Consider the following 17,086-nt stretch of genomic DNA (forward strand, 5'->3'; position numbering starts at 1 on the left):
TTGGTTTTGGGAACTAAAGATAAGAAGAGGAACGCATCAAGCACAGACTTTTGCTTTTTTTTTTGAGGAAAGCCCGGGGAACGGAACCTAAGTTAGTTCGTTTTTTCTTCTAAAAGAAAGCCGCTCCCATGAATATTTTTTATTTCTATAGCCGGATCGTCTTTTAAATATTTCCGCAATTTGGTAATAAATACATCCATACTGCGGGCGGTAAAATAACCATCGTCGCCCCAAATTTTTCGAAGCGCTGTATCGCGCGGGAGCAATTCGTTTTTATGCTGACAGAGCAAATGCAACAAGTCGGCTTCTTTTGGCGATAATTTTTGTTTTTGCTGGTTCCGGGTAATGCTTCGCAGCTTATAATTAAACTGATAGCTACCAATAATAAAAAGGGTCTCAGCATTGGCAGGCTTTACCGATTGACGTTTTATAATGGCCTGAATCTTACACAATAAAACTTCGGTATCAAAAGGTTTGGTAATGTAATCGTCGGCACCCACATTGTAGCCTTTCAGAATATCTTCTTTTAATGCTTTGGCGGTTAGAAAAACAATTGGAATATCCTGGTTTAGCTGCCTTATATGGCGGCCAATGGTAAAACCATCCACGTTGGGCAGCATTACATCGAGAATACAAATCTGAAACACACCGGATTTGAATCTTTCAAACGCAAATTTTCCATCGTCAACCCATGACACTTCAAAATCATTTAACTCGAGATATGATTTTAAAACTGCCCCAAAACTCAGGTCATCTTCTACCAAAAAAATATGTTGTTTTTCACTCATCCTATTTGTTTCTTTTTCCAATAACGGAAAACAGAATAAAACACGTCAGCCATTCACCCCATTTGCTAAGCTCTTACAAAAGGTAAAAATACATCAAATTTACTTCCTTTGTTGAGTTCGCTGCTCACAGTAATTGTGCCCCTGTTGGCTTCAAGCACGGCTTTTACATAGCTCAAACCTAAACCAAATCCTTTTACATTATGAATGTTTCCGCTGGTTTGACGGTAAAAGCGCTCAAATATTTTTGACTGAACGGCTTTGCTCATTCCTATTCCCTTATCCTCCACCGAAATAACTATACCTTGCTGGTTATTTTTTGTAGTCACTTTTATTTCCGGCTTCCCTGCCGAATATTTTATTGCATTATCAATCAGGTTATAAATAACGTTTGTGCAATGCATTCTATCGGTACTGATTGTTGAGTTTAAAGCTGCAAAATCAGTAGTTATGGTACCGCCCCGCTTTTCAACCTGCAGCACAATTCCCTGCATGGCATCGCCAATAAGTTCGTGCACATCAATGGTTTCCCAGTTAAATTCAAAATCTTTCCGATCAAGCCGGGCAATGGTAAGTATATCTTCAACCTGTCGGTTCATGCGGGTGTTTTCTTTTTTTATCATTCCCGCAAAATATTGAATACGCTCGGGGTTGCTTACTACTTTGCTGTTGGTAATTGAATCGGCAGCCACCGAGATGGTTGCTATTGGTGTTTTAAACTCGTGGGTCATGTTATTTATAAAGTCCGATTTCATTTCAGAAATTTTCTTTTGCCGCAGAATGTAAAAAATACTTAGAGCAAAAGTTACCAGAATAAACACCGAAAAGAAGAATGATGCCACAAGCAACCAGTTTAGCGAACGGTAAATAAAAGTATCGCGCTCCGGGAAAAAAACCAACAGCTGAATATTTTTCTGAAATATGTCGTTGGGGTAAAGATTTGTTTTAAAAGCTGCTGTTGCAAACTGTGCCGTATCGCTTACCAATTGCGGGAAACTAATGGAATCGCCACGTTGAATCCCGTACTCGAAATCGAGCGGAATACTGTTTTGATCCAATTCTTTTTTTAGCACTTCATATATCAGTTCTTCATCCAGCATTCGTACATCCCAGGTTGCTACCTCGGTAACCACTTTGTTGGCCATACGTTTTAAACTGCTTGCCTTTAGTTTAACCCGCTCTGATAAATCGGGGCCAAGAACCTGAAAAGTATCGAGGTTTGTTAATAAAGAATCAATTTTAACTGTGCTTATGGTATATAACGAATCGGCATCGGTAATAAACGTATCTCTTTTCACCCAAACAACACCTCCGTTTCCTTCTCCGGTAATAATTACATGGTTTTCGCCTTTTGTTGAGGTACTCATGTTGTAGCTAAAAGTCTGTACACTTTTTCGTTCTACATCGCTATCAATGCGTATTTCCAATCGGGAATCTGCATTATCGGGAGCATATTCGCGAATTACTTTTACCGGCCGTTTTTCCAGTTCTGCTCTCTTTTTAAAAACGCGCACGGGTCTGGGTTCAACATGCCACTGCATTAAAGAATCGCTTTCAAACTCAAACTCGTGCCCAAATTCATGAATCCATTCAGCAGAGTCGCCGGCAAAAACCATTTCGTTTACTACACCAAGGTTATGTAAATCCTCGAGACGGTTAACCGTTTGTTGTAAAGCCTGGTTTACGCCCCGCTCAAACATTTCGTTTTTTACCTTAATGGCATTATTCATCCAAACCAGCTGAACAGCAATAATTCCCAAAATGGAAATCCCCATTAAAATGATTAATCCGGTAAAACGTTTTTTGTTCATAGCTCAAATATAGGCAAATAGAACAGCCATTTCCCGACTTTAACTTTTCCTTAACAGATTTTAACCGGTCTTTAACGGACTGATTGACAAGCTTGAAACTATATTTGTTCTCAGAAAAACAAATACATAATGATTTCAGAAAATCGAACAAAAACAAATTCATTAAAAACAAGAAATATGAAAAGCTTTTTATCTCTTACAGGAATTATTACCCTTGCACTTGTGTTCACCTCTGCCATTTCAATCAACGAAGTTCCGCAAGATCCGCCCACCTCGAAAAAAGGGGAGAAACACATTAAAATGGTGAAAATTGATGACAAAGGAAAAAAAATGGAGATTGACACAGTTATTGAAGCCAACCAGGTTTTTGTTTGGAATGGCGACACGCTGGCAAACGATAAAGCATTGAAATGGATATCGGAAGAAGATTTTGACTTTGACATGGATTTTGACTTTGACATGGAAACCGACGAAAACGGAAATGTTTTTATTCTGAAAGGGAAAGGCGATAACAAACCTATGATTTACGAGTTTAAAACCAAAGACGGCGATTCTTTAAAGCACATCAGGATGAAAGTAATTACGGACGAAATTTCTTCTGACATGTTGAAATGGCACGAAAATGCAGGAAACAATATGTTTTTTGCCAAACCCGACAAAGCACCAAAAGTTATTCGTATTGAAAAACAAAAAAGCGGCAATATAATTGACCTGAGCGACCCGGGTATTATTTCGTACGAAAAGAAGGACCTGAAAGACGGAAAAGAAAAAATCGTTATCGTGCGTAAAAAACCATCGAAAGAAGAGCTTGAAGTTCGCGAAGAGATTATTATGCACGGAAACCATGCCGCACCAATGATTTTTCATGAAGGAGAAGGGAACAAAACCAAAAAAATAAAAGTAATTGCCGACGATGATGGCCGCGTTGAAATTATTGAAAATGGCAAAACCTGGACGGTTGAAGAAGGAGCTGAAGACACGCAGGTGATTGAAAAAGACGGCAAAAAAATAATTATTAAAAAACGCAAGGAAGGCGGCGAAATGAAAGTTGATGTGGAGGTAGAAGAAACCATTGAAGAAAAACAAGAATAACTAACCAATGTTCAGTTTTAGCAAAGCCGGAAGTTTACAATAGCTACCGGCTTTTTTATGCAACGGATAGTAAGTTCAACTTGAATTTTGGCGTGTTTTTCCTTAACTTGCAGAATACAACAACATATGAACTAAGCAGTTGCCATAAGGCAACATTTACAAATCTTTGTATTCTATCAAAAAACCAAATTGCCATGCTACAAGCCAAAACTCTATCATCGCTTGTTTTAATTTCCATAATATTTCTGATTTTACCTCAGGCAAATGCCCAAAATTCCCTTGCCGGGTATCAGCTTCCTGAACTTTTTGTAGCCAACAGCAATGCCGAAATTAAGGGTAATTTTCATGATGAAAAGGAAGATATTTCCATTTTTTTTGAAAAAGACGAACTGCCATATCCGGCAGAAATACTTACAAAAACCGACTCTACATTAACCATAAAAACACCAGAAAGACAAGGCATTTACCACTTATTTATTGATGCCGTTTCTGCCAATACTTTTATTGAAGAAACCGTTAGGGTTGTAGAAATGGAGCTATCGATAGGTAAAACCAATATGAGACGAGGCCAAAAAACACAACTCAACATTCGTTTAAACGGATTGGAAAACTACACCAGGCCAATTGCCATTGAGGTTAAAAACCTAAGTCCATCCACCATAAAACTTCCGGCTGGCACTTCTGAAACTGTAGTAATTTACAACGAAGAAGGGGCAAATACGGTTGACAAACAACTGGAAATTACGGCCATTAAACGCGGAGATTTTGACATTGAAGTTAACCTGAATCCGGATGAGAGACTGGTTTATTACGACCCGGAACAACTAAAAAAAGAAATGGATAAAGCCATTGAAGACTCTTCGTTTTACCAGGTACTTCCACCTGCTGATACCCTGGCTTTTATAAAAGACTTTTTTAAAGATAACTACTCGTGGCATCCTGAACCAAACATTCCATACGACCATGAAAAGATGATGAAAGAACTGGCCAAACTTATTCAAGACGCATCAGATGAAACCAACAAAAATGGCTTAGGGTACATACTAGACTTGCTAAAACAGTTTCTTAAATACCACCCTATTGATACTCTAAAAACATCTCAGAACGGTGAAGAATCAGGTGGTCCAACTACTACCTCGGGAAAACCACGCTACCCAACCGACGATGGTGGGAAAAAGGACTCAAGTGTGTGCACTTGTGGCATAAGCGGGGCCATTTACCACGCCTTACCCAACAAATGCTACACCTTAACCAGTATCCTCGAAAAAGATGAAGTGATCAGAAAATTCAGAGATGGAGGAATTCAGATTCCCCAAAAAGGCAGCGATGGTTTTAGGGGAGAAAACTTGTCTATTATTCCCGGCACAGCCTACTCTGCCAGTTACGGCGACATTGTTGGCGGCTATGCAAATGGTATTGCAAATATGTGGGGAAAAGAAGTGGAAGACTACAAAGCCCACAGCATGAATTTTGAAACCGACTACATTGCCACCAAAGCAAAAGCGAAAGGCAATCATTATATCGAAATAAAACCGGCTGCAAACGAATGGTCGTATGTAGTTGGCGTTGCCTCAGTAAGTACTGCAACAAATGCCAAGGCTATAGATCCGGTTGAGTTTGAACGAAAACTTATGAAAGAATTCGGACGCGGAAAACGAACAGCCGAACTTGGCTTTACAATTTTCAGTATTGCTACAGCCGGTACATCTGCCAAATTAATCGACGACATCTGTCAGTTGTTAATTTATACAGGAATGGATCTTTCGGGCGGTACAGCCCGAATGGAACGCAGAGTAACCACCGATGCCAATTTGTATGCATCGGCTGAAAGTAAGTACCTGGTAACAGTAAACGAAAATACCCAACCAATTAAAAAACGAAGCTGGGTGCGCCGGGTAGCAAAAATAAATCGTCACTTAAAAATAAAAGAATTGCTTGAATTAAAACCTACCGAAATTGAAACCAAAGGAACCTATCTAAAAGAAGCCAAAGAAAAAAAAGCATCGGTTACAGTTTCTGCCACGCACCCAACAAAAGTAACGGCAACCATTGATGCCACTGCATTTTTAAAATGCAAAGCCAAAGGAAATGGCGTAGCCGAAAGCAGTGTAGAGTCGAAAACAGCAACCTGTATTGTTGGATTTTGTGTTAGCCAGGATGGCGGAATGAAATATAAACTTTTGCAAGACTCGGGCCTCTTTATGGTGGGCGATAAAGCAAAAGAAATTGCCAAAACTGAAACGGATAAATTTGAAAAAGCAATTGATGACTATTTTAAAGATCTTTCTACTCAACTTCAGGGCTCATCATTTTCAGAAATTAAAAAACATATAAAAGCCAATGTTGAGGACGACTTGAAATCAATAACAAATAAATGGGTGAATTAATATCACACAATCCGGATTGTTTCGCCCATAATTTCCAGCACATCGCCCTTAACCAGTTTCGCTCTTTTCCTGAACTCGGGTTCGCCATTGCGTATTACCTCGCCATCTTCAACAATAATTTTTGCATGGCCTCCGGTTTGAGCAATTCGCAGGAGTTTTAACAATTTTACCAATTCAATAAAGTCGGTACTCAGCTGAAATTCGCGCATTACAATTTTAGTTTTGATTTTATTTTTTTCGGAATCGCATCTTTGTGTACCATAATGCCAATGGTTTTCAGGCGCACGTAGTCTTCGGTCATGTGCAAATAGCCTCCATATTCGTTGCTATCGGCTCCCCACGAGTTTTTTGTATAAAAACAGTTTGTCCCGTCAGCATCTTTCGAAAGGCCTACCAGGTGCATCAAATGGTCGTCAGTAGTTGTTCTGTTGTAAAAGCCTTGCTGACGCTTTTCCTGGTCAACTTTCCCCTGCAACTTTTCAGGCACATCGGCCTTTCCGTTTTTGTGTACAAATGTTTTTTCGCTGGTATCACCATCCCAGGCTATCGAAAAGCCATTGTTTAAAGCAAAAAACATCACGTCCATTAAATCGTTTAGCGGAAGATTATAATAAGAAGCGTGTGCCCAGTTGTCGGGGACTTCCAGCACGCAGGCGGCATAAAACGGATGGTGGCTAAACGAGGTTAGCTCCACATAATCATCGGGGTTTATTCCCAGCTTATCGCGCAGTTTTTGTGGATCTACTTTCCCATATTCCGTATCCATTTTTTCGGGCAGTTTTCCGAGCTCTTTTTTCAACACCGACTTGTAACCTTTTACATCCGAAACATCGGCTTTTCCTTTCTTTTTCTTGTTCATCGCATCGGCCTCGCTGCGTATGCCTTTTACCAAAGCCGAGTGGTTGTATTTGCCTTCGGTTAATACTCCCGGATAGGCATCGTAAAGCATTACACCCTGGTCGGCAACTACTTTTAGCACATCGTGCGACAAACTGCCTTCTCCAAAATTATTTTTCCCATGGTAAAGCAAATACTGGAAAGCCTTGTTCTGGTAGTTGTAATACACAAAAAACATTTCAGAGAGGTTGGTTTCGGGCTTCCCCATTCGCATAATTTCCGACTCCAGAAAACTGGTGGTTGCAAAACTCCAGCAGGTACCTGTTCGTCCCTGGCTGATAACCGGAGTATGCTTTACTTCCTTTTCAATGGTAAACGTCTCCTTCTCCCCCTCGGCAAAGCCCACTGAAACTATCATCAGCAATGCCGCAAATAAACCCACAATCTTCATGCTTTTATAAATTTTTTAATTCTTCTTTTAATTTCTTTGTCAGGCTGGCAACAATCAAGTCGTATGAATCGTCAATCATTTCGGCCAATAATTTCGAAGGTACACTGCCATCCAGTTCAATGGTATTCCAGTGCTGTTTATTTAAGTGGTAGCCTCCGTAAATAGCCGGGTAATGCGCCCTTAGTTCGATGTTTTTATCCGGGTCGTTTTTTAAACTCACCCGCATATCATCGAGTCCCAGCAGGCAAAACATCTTATTCATTACCTTAAAAACCAGTGTTGTTTCATCAAACGGAAAACTCTCAGTTACTCCTTTTTTCTGCAAACAATATTCTCTTATTTCTTCAATATTCATACCTCCCAATTTGGAAAGCCTAAAAATAGAAGAAACAGACTGAAATAAAAATGATGTAGTGTTTTAATATTGAAAAAGAACGCCAACACCAACTCTCAGGATCCCCCCTTAAATACTCCGCACAAAGGGAGATGCAGCTATCACTTGCTATGATTTTGGAACGAATAAAAGTTACTTTTCTTTTTAAATAGTGGGGTAAAATGCATCTTTAAAATGTTCGAGCTCGTGGCCTTGCTGAAAAAAGATGACGGTAATTACATCAAAGCGCGTATCTAATTCACTGTTGTGTTCAACAATGTAAGCATCGGCGGCTTCAACTATGCGCTTTATTTTGGTATTGGTAACCGCTTCCGACGGGTGTTCGTAACGTAATCCTGAGCGGGCTTTTACTTCAACAATCACCAGCTCTTCGCCATCCTGGGCAACAATATCAAGCTCTAAATGGCCATAATACCAATTGGTAGCTTTTATTTGGTAGCCCTGGTTACGAAGGTAATCCTGTGCCAGTCCCTCTGCTATTTCGCCCAATTCGCGTGTTGATACCATGTTTGTTCAGCGTTTATTAAGGAAAAGTTTAAACAAGGTAAAAGTAAAAAGTGGAAAGGCAAAGTTTGTACTTTATAATTTCCGGTAAAGTCTTGAAGACCGAAGCAATTTTACAATTTATCCGTTTAAACATCCATTCTCAGCTCACCAATGCAGCCCTCAAGCTATCTTTAATTTACACCAACCTCAGTTTTGCTCCGCTTTCAGCAGCTTCCAGTTCCCATTCGCAACCAAAGGCCAGCGCCAGATTTTTTTTATCATGTCCCCCCGGAAATCCGTAACAAACCGGATAATCCTTATCTTTTACGGCTTCGTTTATTATTTCGTGAACCGTTTGTCCGAAAGGCGATTCATTGTCTTTCATATCGGTAAAATCGCCCAATACCAACCCAGACAGATTTTCCAGTTTCCCACTTAATTTAAGCTGATGCACCATACGGTCAGTATGGTACAAAAACTCATCAATATCTTCGAGAAAAAGTATTTTGCCATCGGTATCGATGTCGTATTTTGTGCCTTGCAAGCTGGTGATTATTGATAAATTACCGCCAACGAGCGGTGCTTTAGCGCGTCCGGTTTTATTAAAATTACTACCCTCGAGTTGGTACTCAATTCCTTCACTTCTAATCAATTTCATCATCGAAATAAGGCTATCGCCGGGTTCGTTGTCTTTGGTGAAAAAATAGCGGGGCATTACTCCATGCAGGGTTGGCACACCCAGGTTGTTTAAACATGCATGTAAAATGGTAATATCGCTAAATCCCACCAGCCATTTGGGTTTTGCCACAAATTGGGTAAAATCAATCCGGTTTATGATACGAACTGTTCCGTAACCTCCTCGCGAGCAAATAATAGCTGCGCAATGCGGGTCGTCGAGGGCCTCCTGCACATCGTGTAAACGTTGCTCATCGGTGCCTGCAAACTGGTAATGTTGCGCAAAAACATTTTTACCCAGCTTTACCACATATCCCTGTTCCTGCAACCACTTTGCCGCCGGTAAAACATGTTCTTCTTTAATTTTTCCGGCCGGGGAAACAATGCGAATGGTTGCGCCGGCGTGCAATGGTAAAGGTGTTATCATGGCAATTCTTTTAGTCTAAAGTTAGTTCAATTTCAGCAGAAAAATACTGATTCAGGTCGTTGCGTTCATTCAACGTTTTCCAAACAGTAGAAACCGATCTTTTTACTTTTCCGTTAAAAACAACTTCACCCTTATATTCAACTGTAATTTTTTTATCGAGGTCCAGCATCAAATCGTTTAAACGAACAACGACATGGTTAACCAATTCCGCTTGTTCAATACGTATTGTTTGTCCGTTAATTACCGCCACAAGCTCGGCATCTTTTACTGCCTCATTTGCAGGCACTGCCAACCAGTAAAAACGATGGTGTGTTACGCCACTTTGTTTCCACACTACTTTTTGGGGATAGGCCTTTCGGCTAAACTGACCCATCCAATTAAATGCAGCGGTATCTTTTCGCTCCATCCAATGCCCCATTCCTTCATAAACATCTACTTTATGCACATAGCCTTCCGGGTCATTTTTTTGCAATTCATCTAATTTTTCGCCCCATTCGGCAGCAATCGTATTTCGATTATAAGCACTGTCCTCAGCACCCATCTGAATGGCAAAAGGCAGGTTTCTTAATCCAAGTGGCGATGCGTCATTTGGGTGTCCGGCCATCATTGCAGCACCAGCCAGCCAATCGGCCATTCGTGGTGCCAGCTGATAGGTTCCGTCTCCGCCGGCTGAGTACCCGGTAAGATATACCCGGTTGGTATTTATATTTTCATAGGCATTGGCCAACTGAATAAAACGCTCAAAAAATAAATCGATATGCTCCTGATGCCAGAGGTTCCAGGTGTTAGTTGGAGCTCGTGGTGCCATATAAATTCCCTCGGCTGGCTCGTACAGTTTTTTCTGATTCGCCCACTGCTGGTCGTTAAGTGCTGGCGGAGCATTACCACCTCCGTGCATCGAAATATAAAGGCTCCAACCTTGGGGCGGTTTTTTACCAAATTTTTTATATTTAAACTGAAGCTGATAATCGTCTAAAACCAACGTTTCGGTTTCCCATTCTGCTCTGTACTTTTCTTTTAATTCATTACTGAGGTATGCACTAATAAGTTGAGCCGCCAGTTCACTCTCCCCTACCGATATGGCCTCATGTAGTCCGGTAATATTTTCAGGGTTTTCTGTTAAGAATATTCTTAACGACTGAATTTGTTCTGAATCTTCAGGCGATTTACTATTACAACCTAAGAAGGCAATTACAACCGCCAATAAAAAAAAAGCTTTCATTGATTTTCTTTTTACTATCATTTTTGAATAATTGAGTTATGCCGTTAAAATCTCGTAAAGTTCATCCACATCTTCGGCAAAATAATCAGGATTGGCAGCTCGCAGCTCCTCCTCATTTCCGAAACCATAACCAACAGCAAGTGTTGAAATGGCGTTTTTTCTACCGCCGTCAATATCATAAACAGTATCGCCAACCATTATTATTTCTTTTGATGGTACCAACTGTTGCATCGAAAGCACTTCCTCGATTATTACATCTTTTGATGCCTTTTTAGCATGGTAATCGGCACCTTTTAGCTGAATAATGTAGCGGTCCATTTCAAAATGCCGGATAATTTTATTGGCAAATTTTTCGAGCTTGGCCGTTGCCACATACATCTTTTTACCTTGTGCATCCAGCTCGGCCAGCAATTCCATAATTCCATCATACGGATCGTTCTGGTGCCAACCATTTTCTCCGTAAAACTCCCTAAAATATTCAACTGCCAGTTTGGTATCGCGCTCGCTTAGCCCAAAATGTGTTTGAAAACCCCATTGCAGCGGAGGGCCAATAAATCGTTCAAGAATATTTTCATCGTAACCATCAACATGCATTTGCTGCAAAGCATATTTTAACGAGTTTTTTATACCCTGAGTGTTATCGGTAAGTGTACCGTCGAGATCAAAAATTATGTGTGAAAAGATTCCCATTTATTTAAAATTTATGCGAAGGTAATAGTTTTAAAATTGCTCCCTTAATTTTGTTATCTTTGCAGCCCTAAAAATCATTTGAAATTAGAACAATGAGTAAGTTCAAACGTACGCTGATAACAACAGCACTACCTTATGCCAACGGCCCAATTCATATTGGCCACCTTGCCGGAGTTTATGTTCCTGCTGATATTTATGCGCGTTACCTTCGCCTGAAAAAGGAGGATGTAATAATGATTGGCGGATCTGATGAACACGGCGTGCCTATTACTTTAAAAGCCAAAAACGAAGGAATTACACCGCAGGATGTGGTTGATAAATTTCATGGAATAATTAAAGATTCGTTTGAAAAATTTGGCATTTCGTTTGACGTTTACTCACGCACCAGTGCACCTGTTCATCACGAAACAGCTTCGGAATTTTTTAAGAAACTTTACGACGAAGGAAAATTCGTTGAAAAAACCTCAGAACAGTATTACGACGAGGCTAATAACCAATTTCTTGCCGACCGCTACATTATAGGTACCTGCCCAAAATGCAGTTTCGAAAAAGCTTATGGCGACCAATGCGAAAGCTGTGGAACGTCGTTAAGCCCAACCGAATTAATTAATCCAACTTCAACCATTAGCGGAAACCAGCCGGTTTTGAAAGAAACCACGCACTGGTACCTGCCACTCGACCAATACGAACCCTGGTTAAAAGAATGGATTCTGGAAGGTCACAAAGAATGGAAGACCAATGTTTACGGGCAGTGTAAATCGTGGATTGACAGTGGTTTGATGCCTCGTGCCGTTACCCGCGACCTCGACTGGGGTGTACCCGTTCCGGTTGAAGGAGTTGAAGGTAAAGTGCTTTACGTTTGGTTCGATGCGCCCATCGGTTACATTTCGGCAACAAAAGAACTAACCGAAGACTGGGAAACCTATTGGAAAGATCCGGAAACCCGCATGCTGCATTTCATAGGGAAAGACAATATTGTTTTCCACTGTATTATTTTCCCGAGCATGTTGAAAGCTGAAGGAACATTCAACTTGCCGGAGAACGTACCGGCAAACGAGTTTTTGAACCTTGAAAATGATAAAATTTCAACCTCAAGAAACTGGGCCGTTTGGCTGCACGAGTACCTGGAAGAATTCCCGGGGAAAGAGGATGTACTAAAATATGTTTTAACTGCCAATGCGCCGGAAACAAAAGACAACGATTTTACCTGGAAAGATTTTCAGAACCGCAACAACAATGAATTGGTAGCTGTTCTCGGAAACTTTGTAAACCGGGCCCTGGTGCTTACGCAAAAATATTACAACGGAATTGTACCGGAGCGCGGTGAGTTAAGCGACTACGACAAAGAAGCCCTGGCAGAAATTGCAAATATTAAAGGCGAGGTTGAAAAAAGTATCGACAGTTTCCGTATTCGCGAATCGTTGAAAAATGCCATGGATTTGGCCCGTTTGGGGAACAAATATTTAGCCGATCAAGAGCCATGGAAAGTGGTTAAAGCCGATGCCAAACGTGTTGAAACCATCATGAATATCTGCTTGCAAATTACCGCCAATCTTACTATTTGCCTTGAGCCCTTCCTACCATTTAGCATGGAAAAACTACGCGGTTTTCTGAACCTTGAAAAAATGGATTGGGAAAAACTGGGAGATACCGAATTGTTGCCAAGTGGCCACCAAGTAAACAAGCCGGAGTTGCTTTTCGAAAAAATTGAAGACAAAGTAATTGAAGCACAGCTGCAAAAACTGGCCGACACCAAAAAAGCCAACGAAATGGCTGAAGCAACAGCAGCACCTGCAAAAGAAAATATCGAGTTCGACGACTTTGTAAAAATGGACGTTCGGGCCGGTACAGTTATCGAATGCGAAAAAGTGGCCAAAACCAAAAAGCTGCTGAAATTAAGAATTGACACGGGAATTGACCAACGCACTGTTGTTTCGGGCATTGCCGAATATTATAAGCCGGAAGATTTGATCGGGAAACAGGTTTCTATTTTAGTAAACCTGGCACCAAAAAAGTTGCGCGGAATAGAATCGCAGGGAATGATACTATGTGCTGAAAATGCTGATGGAACATTGTCGATCGTTTCGCCGGATAAGGCTGTTAAAAACGGATCAGAAATACGATAAAAGATAATAAGTGCCAACATAGCGTTGGCGCTTTTCCGTAAGGTTTCTTGCCGCACAGGCGGGTAGAAAACTTACTCAACATATATAACCGCTTTTGTACGCAAGGGCGGTTTTTTTTTATAAACCGTAGCTTACTAATCAAACAATCACAAAAAACAACACTGCTAAAAGCAAGAGAATAAAAAGAATAAATTGGTTGCGAACAAACAAACCAAGTAGAATAAGAATTTCCACCTCCTCGTTTATGGGGGTCGCCAGCTCAATTGTTCCTTTGTCTTTTGAAACAAACTCGTGCGAATTAAAAGTGACAATTTCAGCCCCATTATATTTCCAGCTCCACCTCGACTGCCAAAAATTTTTCACCTCCAGCTCGAAACGTTTTCCGTTTATCACCACATCGCTGCGCGGATTAAAAACATTAACCATTACCGTAGCCAGAAGAGCCATGCTATTGCCGTCAAAAATTTCAAGCTTCGATAAGAAAAACTCGCGGTTAAGGGTAAAATACCTGCCATTTATTATGGCCTGTGCTTTTGAGCTAAGCATATTCTCCCAATCGATTTTTCCAATCTGCTCGTCACCCTGCATGATTTCAAGCTTCGACCCAAATATTTGCTTACTCCACTTTAGCTTCTCCATATAGAATAACTTCTTTTTTTGAAAAATGCAATTTATGAAAATTAAGAGGAAAAATTCCAGGAAAAAAACAGCTTCATTCTAATTTTAGATTCTTTAACGTAAAAAAACCGACTCCATCAGAAGTCGGTTTTTTATTATGGTCAATCATTTAATATGCCATGGCGTTTTGGCAAATCTTAGTTGCAACCACCTGATTTCCCGGCAGGAACCAAGACTTTATCTATAACGTGAATCACTCCGTTTTTACCGGCAATATCGGCTGCTACAACTTTACTGTCGTTTATTTTTACCCCTTCGTTCAGGTCTACCTTAATTTTTTTTCCGTTTAAGGTTTCAACCGATGTGTTTGATAAATCGCTCGACATTACTTTGCCTGAAACTACATGGTAAGTAAGAATAGGTGTTAACTGCTCTGCTGTTAAATCACTCACTCCGTTTACTCCAAGCTCTTTAAACAACGAGCTAAAAGCATCGTTTGTTGGTGCAAATACGGTAAAAGGACCATCGGCACTTAAAGCTCCGGCCAAATCGGCTTTGGTTACTGCTTCAACCAGGATTGAAAAATCAGGGTTTGAAACAGCTATTTCTACTACGGTTGACGACGAAGTATCGCCACTCTTTTTAGCTTCTGAGTTGAATGCGAAGCCAACGGTTAGCACTGCTACCAATACAATCGAGAAAAATTGTTTTACTGTTTTCATTTTCTTTTTATTAAAGGTTTACAATTTATTTGTTTGTTGGGGTCAGGATGCTGCTTTAAGCAACCACCCCGACCACATTATTCTATTTTTATTCCGGAATTAATACTTTGTCGATTACATGTACTACGCCGTTTGCAGCCTGAATATCGGCAGCTATTACATTGCTGTCGTTAATTTTTACACCTGAACTCAGGTCAATCGAAATGCTTTTTTCGGCATTTAGTGTACCTACAGTTCCGGCACTTAGGTCGGTCGACAATACATTACCTTGTACCACATGATAAGTAAGAATTGGTGTTAATTGCTCTGCGGTAAGGTCTTCAATTTCCGAAATTTCGAGTGCAGCAAACAAGTCAGCAAACGCATCGTTGGTTGGTGCGAACACCGTAAATGGTCCTGCTCCGCTTAAGGCATCTACCAAACCTGCTTTAACAACTGCGCTAACCAGTGTAGTAAAGTTATCGTTGTCAATAGCAATGTTAACTACTGATGGTGGCAGGATTACTTTGTCCACCACGTGGATTACTCCATTGTCGGCCGCAATATCGGGCGCTGTAACCATGGTGTTTTTGTTAATATAAACCCCGTTATCAACCGTAATGTACATTGACACATTGTTACCACTAAAGGTGGAAAGAGTAGGGAAATAACCCGATGAAAGATCAGTTGACATTGCTTTGCTTCCTATAACATGGTAGAGCAGAATATCGGTTAAGGTTTCAACCGGTATATCGTCTAATGAACTGGCTCCTAAATCTGAAAGAAGCGCCGCAAAAGCATCGTTGGTTGGTGCAAATACTGTAAGTTCTGCCTCATCATCCGCTACAGCTCCTACCAGGTCAGCTTTCATCAGCGCCTCAACCAGAATTGAAAACTCCGAATTGGCCACAGCAATATCGGCTATGGTATTCGATTTTTGCATTTCAGGAACCAACACGGCATCAATAACATGTACAACACCGTTCGTCCCCTGTATATCTGTTGCAATTACTTTTATGGTTCCATTCAGCATTACCTCATTGTCAATGGAAACATTAAATTTTTGTCCCGACACAGCTTCTACTTCACCAGCCGAAAGTTCGGTTGACAATACATTGTCGCCAACAACATGGTAAGTTAAAATTGATGCAAGATCTTCATTTCCTACTTCATCAAGACTTGTTATTTGAAGTGCGGCAAACAACGCAGCAAATGCATCGTTGGTTGGTGCGAATACGGTAAATGGCCCTTCACTACTTAAGGTCTCAACCAGGTCGGCCTTCACTACAGCACTCACAAGCGATGAAAAATCATCGGAATATGTGGCGATATCTACAACCGAAGGTGGAAGTAAAACTTTATCAATAATATGAATAACTCCATTTGAAGCCATTACATCGGCAGTGGTAACATTGGCATTATTAATCATTACACCATTGTCAACTTTCACAAGTAACGAAAGCGCCGTATTATCAGGCGAACCGGTGTTTAAAGTTGGCACTGCTCCCGATTCAAGGTTATTGGAATAGGCCAAATCGCCAACAACATGGTAAGTTAAAACGGATGCAAGTGTTGCAGCATCCAAATCATCCAGACTACTTGCGCCCAAGTCGGTTAATAAAGCGGCAAATGCAGCATCGGTTGGTGCAAATACGGTAATGTTTTGCTCGGTGCTTAAAAAGTCTGCCAAACCTGCTTTTTGGGCAGCCTGCAGTAACACATTAAACGAACCGGCTTCAGCCGCTACGTCAACAATCGATTTTTCCATAGGTTGTTCGGGCATTGGCTCATCGTCATCGTCGTTGCACGAGCTTAATGTAAAAAGCCCAACAGTTAACAACAATACAGTTGTCAGATTAAATACTGATTTCATTTTTTCAAAGATGTTTTTCGTTTTCATGATTCTGATTTTAAGTGATTACAATTTTTTCTGTTTTCGTTTTCTGAAATTGTTTTCTTGTTTTCGTTTTGTTTAACGATTACTGATACAATCTTAAACATTTTTTGTTTATTTTTTTGTGTTTTTTATTAAACAACGAAACCACTTATTGCTCTTTCACCCCTTTATTATTAGGGTTTTTTATTGTTTTGTTAATTTTTGTTAATTTATCGAGAGCCATATAAATATTAATACCTATTAAGAATAAATAGCGAATCACTCAAGCTGAATTTACTCGCATGATTTGGGCAATTTTTATATTCATCCAGTTAGTATTTAATACAGCCTTTTAATTGAATTGCCATTTAAGTTTTACCACAACCTTAATTCAAACCCCTGATTAATATGATTTTTGTTAACATTCATCAAAAAGCATTGCGATATTGAGGTTCAAATGGTTAAAAGCTCTAATTTTGCCGTTCGATTTTCAAAAACTACTAATAGT

General features: G+C 40.3%; 15 protein-coding genes. 3 read left to right on the forward strand and 12 right to left on the reverse strand.

The genetic code is table 11. The features are described from left to right. Positions 1–92: 92 nt before the first annotated feature. Both QZ574_RS08310 and QZ574_RS08315 read right to left on the reverse strand, forming a co-directional pair. A complete protein-coding gene (locus tag QZ574_RS08310) occupies positions 93–788 on the reverse strand; it encodes a response regulator transcription factor (RefSeq protein WP_297088732.1) in 696 nt (231 codons plus the stop codon). A gap of 65 nt (positions 789–853) precedes the next feature. Continuing rightward, entirely contained in the window at positions 854–2,596 is a 1,743-nt protein-coding gene (locus tag QZ574_RS08315; protein ID WP_297088735.1) for a HAMP domain-containing sensor histidine kinase, read from the reverse strand. Positions 2,597–2,773: 177 nt separating this feature from the next. Here QZ574_RS08315 and QZ574_RS08320 point away from each other — a divergent pair, with 177 nt between their 5' ends. After that, positions 2,774–3,688, forward strand: a complete 915-nt coding sequence (locus QZ574_RS08320; protein WP_297088737.1) for a hypothetical protein — start codon at positions 2,774–2,776, stop codon at positions 3,686–3,688. A 194-nt stretch (positions 3,689–3,882) separates the two neighbouring features. After that, positions 3,883–6,075 carry a hypothetical protein gene (locus tag QZ574_RS08325; protein ID WP_297088738.1) on the forward strand — a complete coding sequence of 731 codons (2,193 nt, stop codon included), beginning with the start codon at positions 3,883–3,885 and terminating at the stop codon, positions 6,073–6,075. Between the two features lie 2 nt (positions 6,076–6,077). Here the strand turns inward: QZ574_RS08325 and QZ574_RS08330 are convergent, their stop codons facing one another. From QZ574_RS08330 to QZ574_RS08360, 7 genes are all read right to left on the reverse strand, one after another. Beyond that, positions 6,078–6,284, reverse strand: coding sequence for an RNA-binding S4 domain-containing protein (locus QZ574_RS08330; protein WP_297088740.1), 207 nt, complete (start codon positions 6,282–6,284; stop codon positions 6,078–6,080). Next, entirely contained in the window at positions 6,284–7,363 is a 1,080-nt protein-coding gene (locus QZ574_RS08335) for a C1 family peptidase (RefSeq protein ID WP_297088742.1), read from the reverse strand. Before QZ574_RS08335 ends, QZ574_RS08330 begins: the two co-directional genes overlap by 1 nt. Positions 7,364–7,367: 4 nt before the next feature. Next, positions 7,368–7,718, reverse strand: coding sequence for an MmcQ/YjbR family DNA-binding protein (locus tag QZ574_RS08340; RefSeq protein WP_297088744.1), 351 nt, complete (start codon positions 7,716–7,718; stop codon positions 7,368–7,370). A gap of 183 nt (positions 7,719–7,901) precedes the next feature. Continuing rightward, entirely contained in the window at positions 7,902–8,264 is a 363-nt protein-coding gene (locus QZ574_RS08345; RefSeq protein WP_297088746.1) for a YraN family protein, read from the reverse strand. Positions 8,265–8,439: 175 nt separating this feature from the next. Then, positions 8,440–9,345: an LD-carboxypeptidase gene (locus tag QZ574_RS08350; protein WP_297088748.1), complete on the reverse strand. Its 906-nt coding sequence runs from the start codon at positions 9,343–9,345 to the stop codon at positions 8,440–8,442. A gap of 10 nt (positions 9,346–9,355) precedes the next feature. Next, complete coding sequence (locus QZ574_RS08355) at positions 9,356–10,567, reverse strand: hypothetical protein (RefSeq protein ID WP_297088750.1); 1,212 nt, start codon at positions 10,565–10,567, stop codon at positions 9,356–9,358. 36 nt (positions 10,568–10,603) lie between these two features. After that, positions 10,604–11,257, reverse strand: a complete 654-nt coding sequence (locus QZ574_RS08360) for an HAD hydrolase-like protein (protein WP_297088752.1) — start codon at positions 11,255–11,257, stop codon at positions 10,604–10,606. Between the two features lie 92 nt (positions 11,258–11,349). Between QZ574_RS08360 and metG the strand changes: the two genes are divergently transcribed. After that, the gene (gene metG, locus QZ574_RS08365) at positions 11,350–13,383 is read left to right on the forward strand and encodes a methionine--tRNA ligase (protein ID WP_297088754.1); all 2,034 of its coding nucleotides are present in this window, start codon (positions 11,350–11,352) and stop codon (positions 13,381–13,383) included. A 138-nt stretch (positions 13,384–13,521) separates the two neighbouring features. On the opposite strand, the gene QZ574_RS08370 is transcribed toward metG, so the two are convergent. The 3 genes from QZ574_RS08370 to QZ574_RS08380 all read right to left on the reverse strand — a co-directional run bounded on the left by QZ574_RS08370 (position 13,522) and on the right by QZ574_RS08380 (position 16,602). Beyond that, positions 13,522–14,022, reverse strand: a complete 501-nt coding sequence (locus tag QZ574_RS08370; protein WP_297088756.1) for a hypothetical protein — start codon at positions 14,020–14,022, stop codon at positions 13,522–13,524. 176 nt (positions 14,023–14,198) lie between these two features. Beyond that, entirely contained in the window at positions 14,199–14,723 is a 525-nt protein-coding gene (locus QZ574_RS08375) for a fasciclin domain-containing protein (protein ID WP_297088758.1), read from the reverse strand. 88 nt (positions 14,724–14,811) lie between these two features. Continuing rightward, positions 14,812–16,602, reverse strand: coding sequence for a fasciclin domain-containing protein (locus QZ574_RS08380; RefSeq protein ID WP_297088759.1), 1,791 nt, complete (start codon positions 16,600–16,602; stop codon positions 14,812–14,814). Positions 16,603–17,086: the final 484 nt, after the last annotated feature.

It is taken from the genome of uncultured Draconibacterium sp., from assembly GCF_913063105.1.
GTDB lineage: Bacteria > Bacteroidota > Bacteroidia > Bacteroidales > Prolixibacteraceae > Draconibacterium.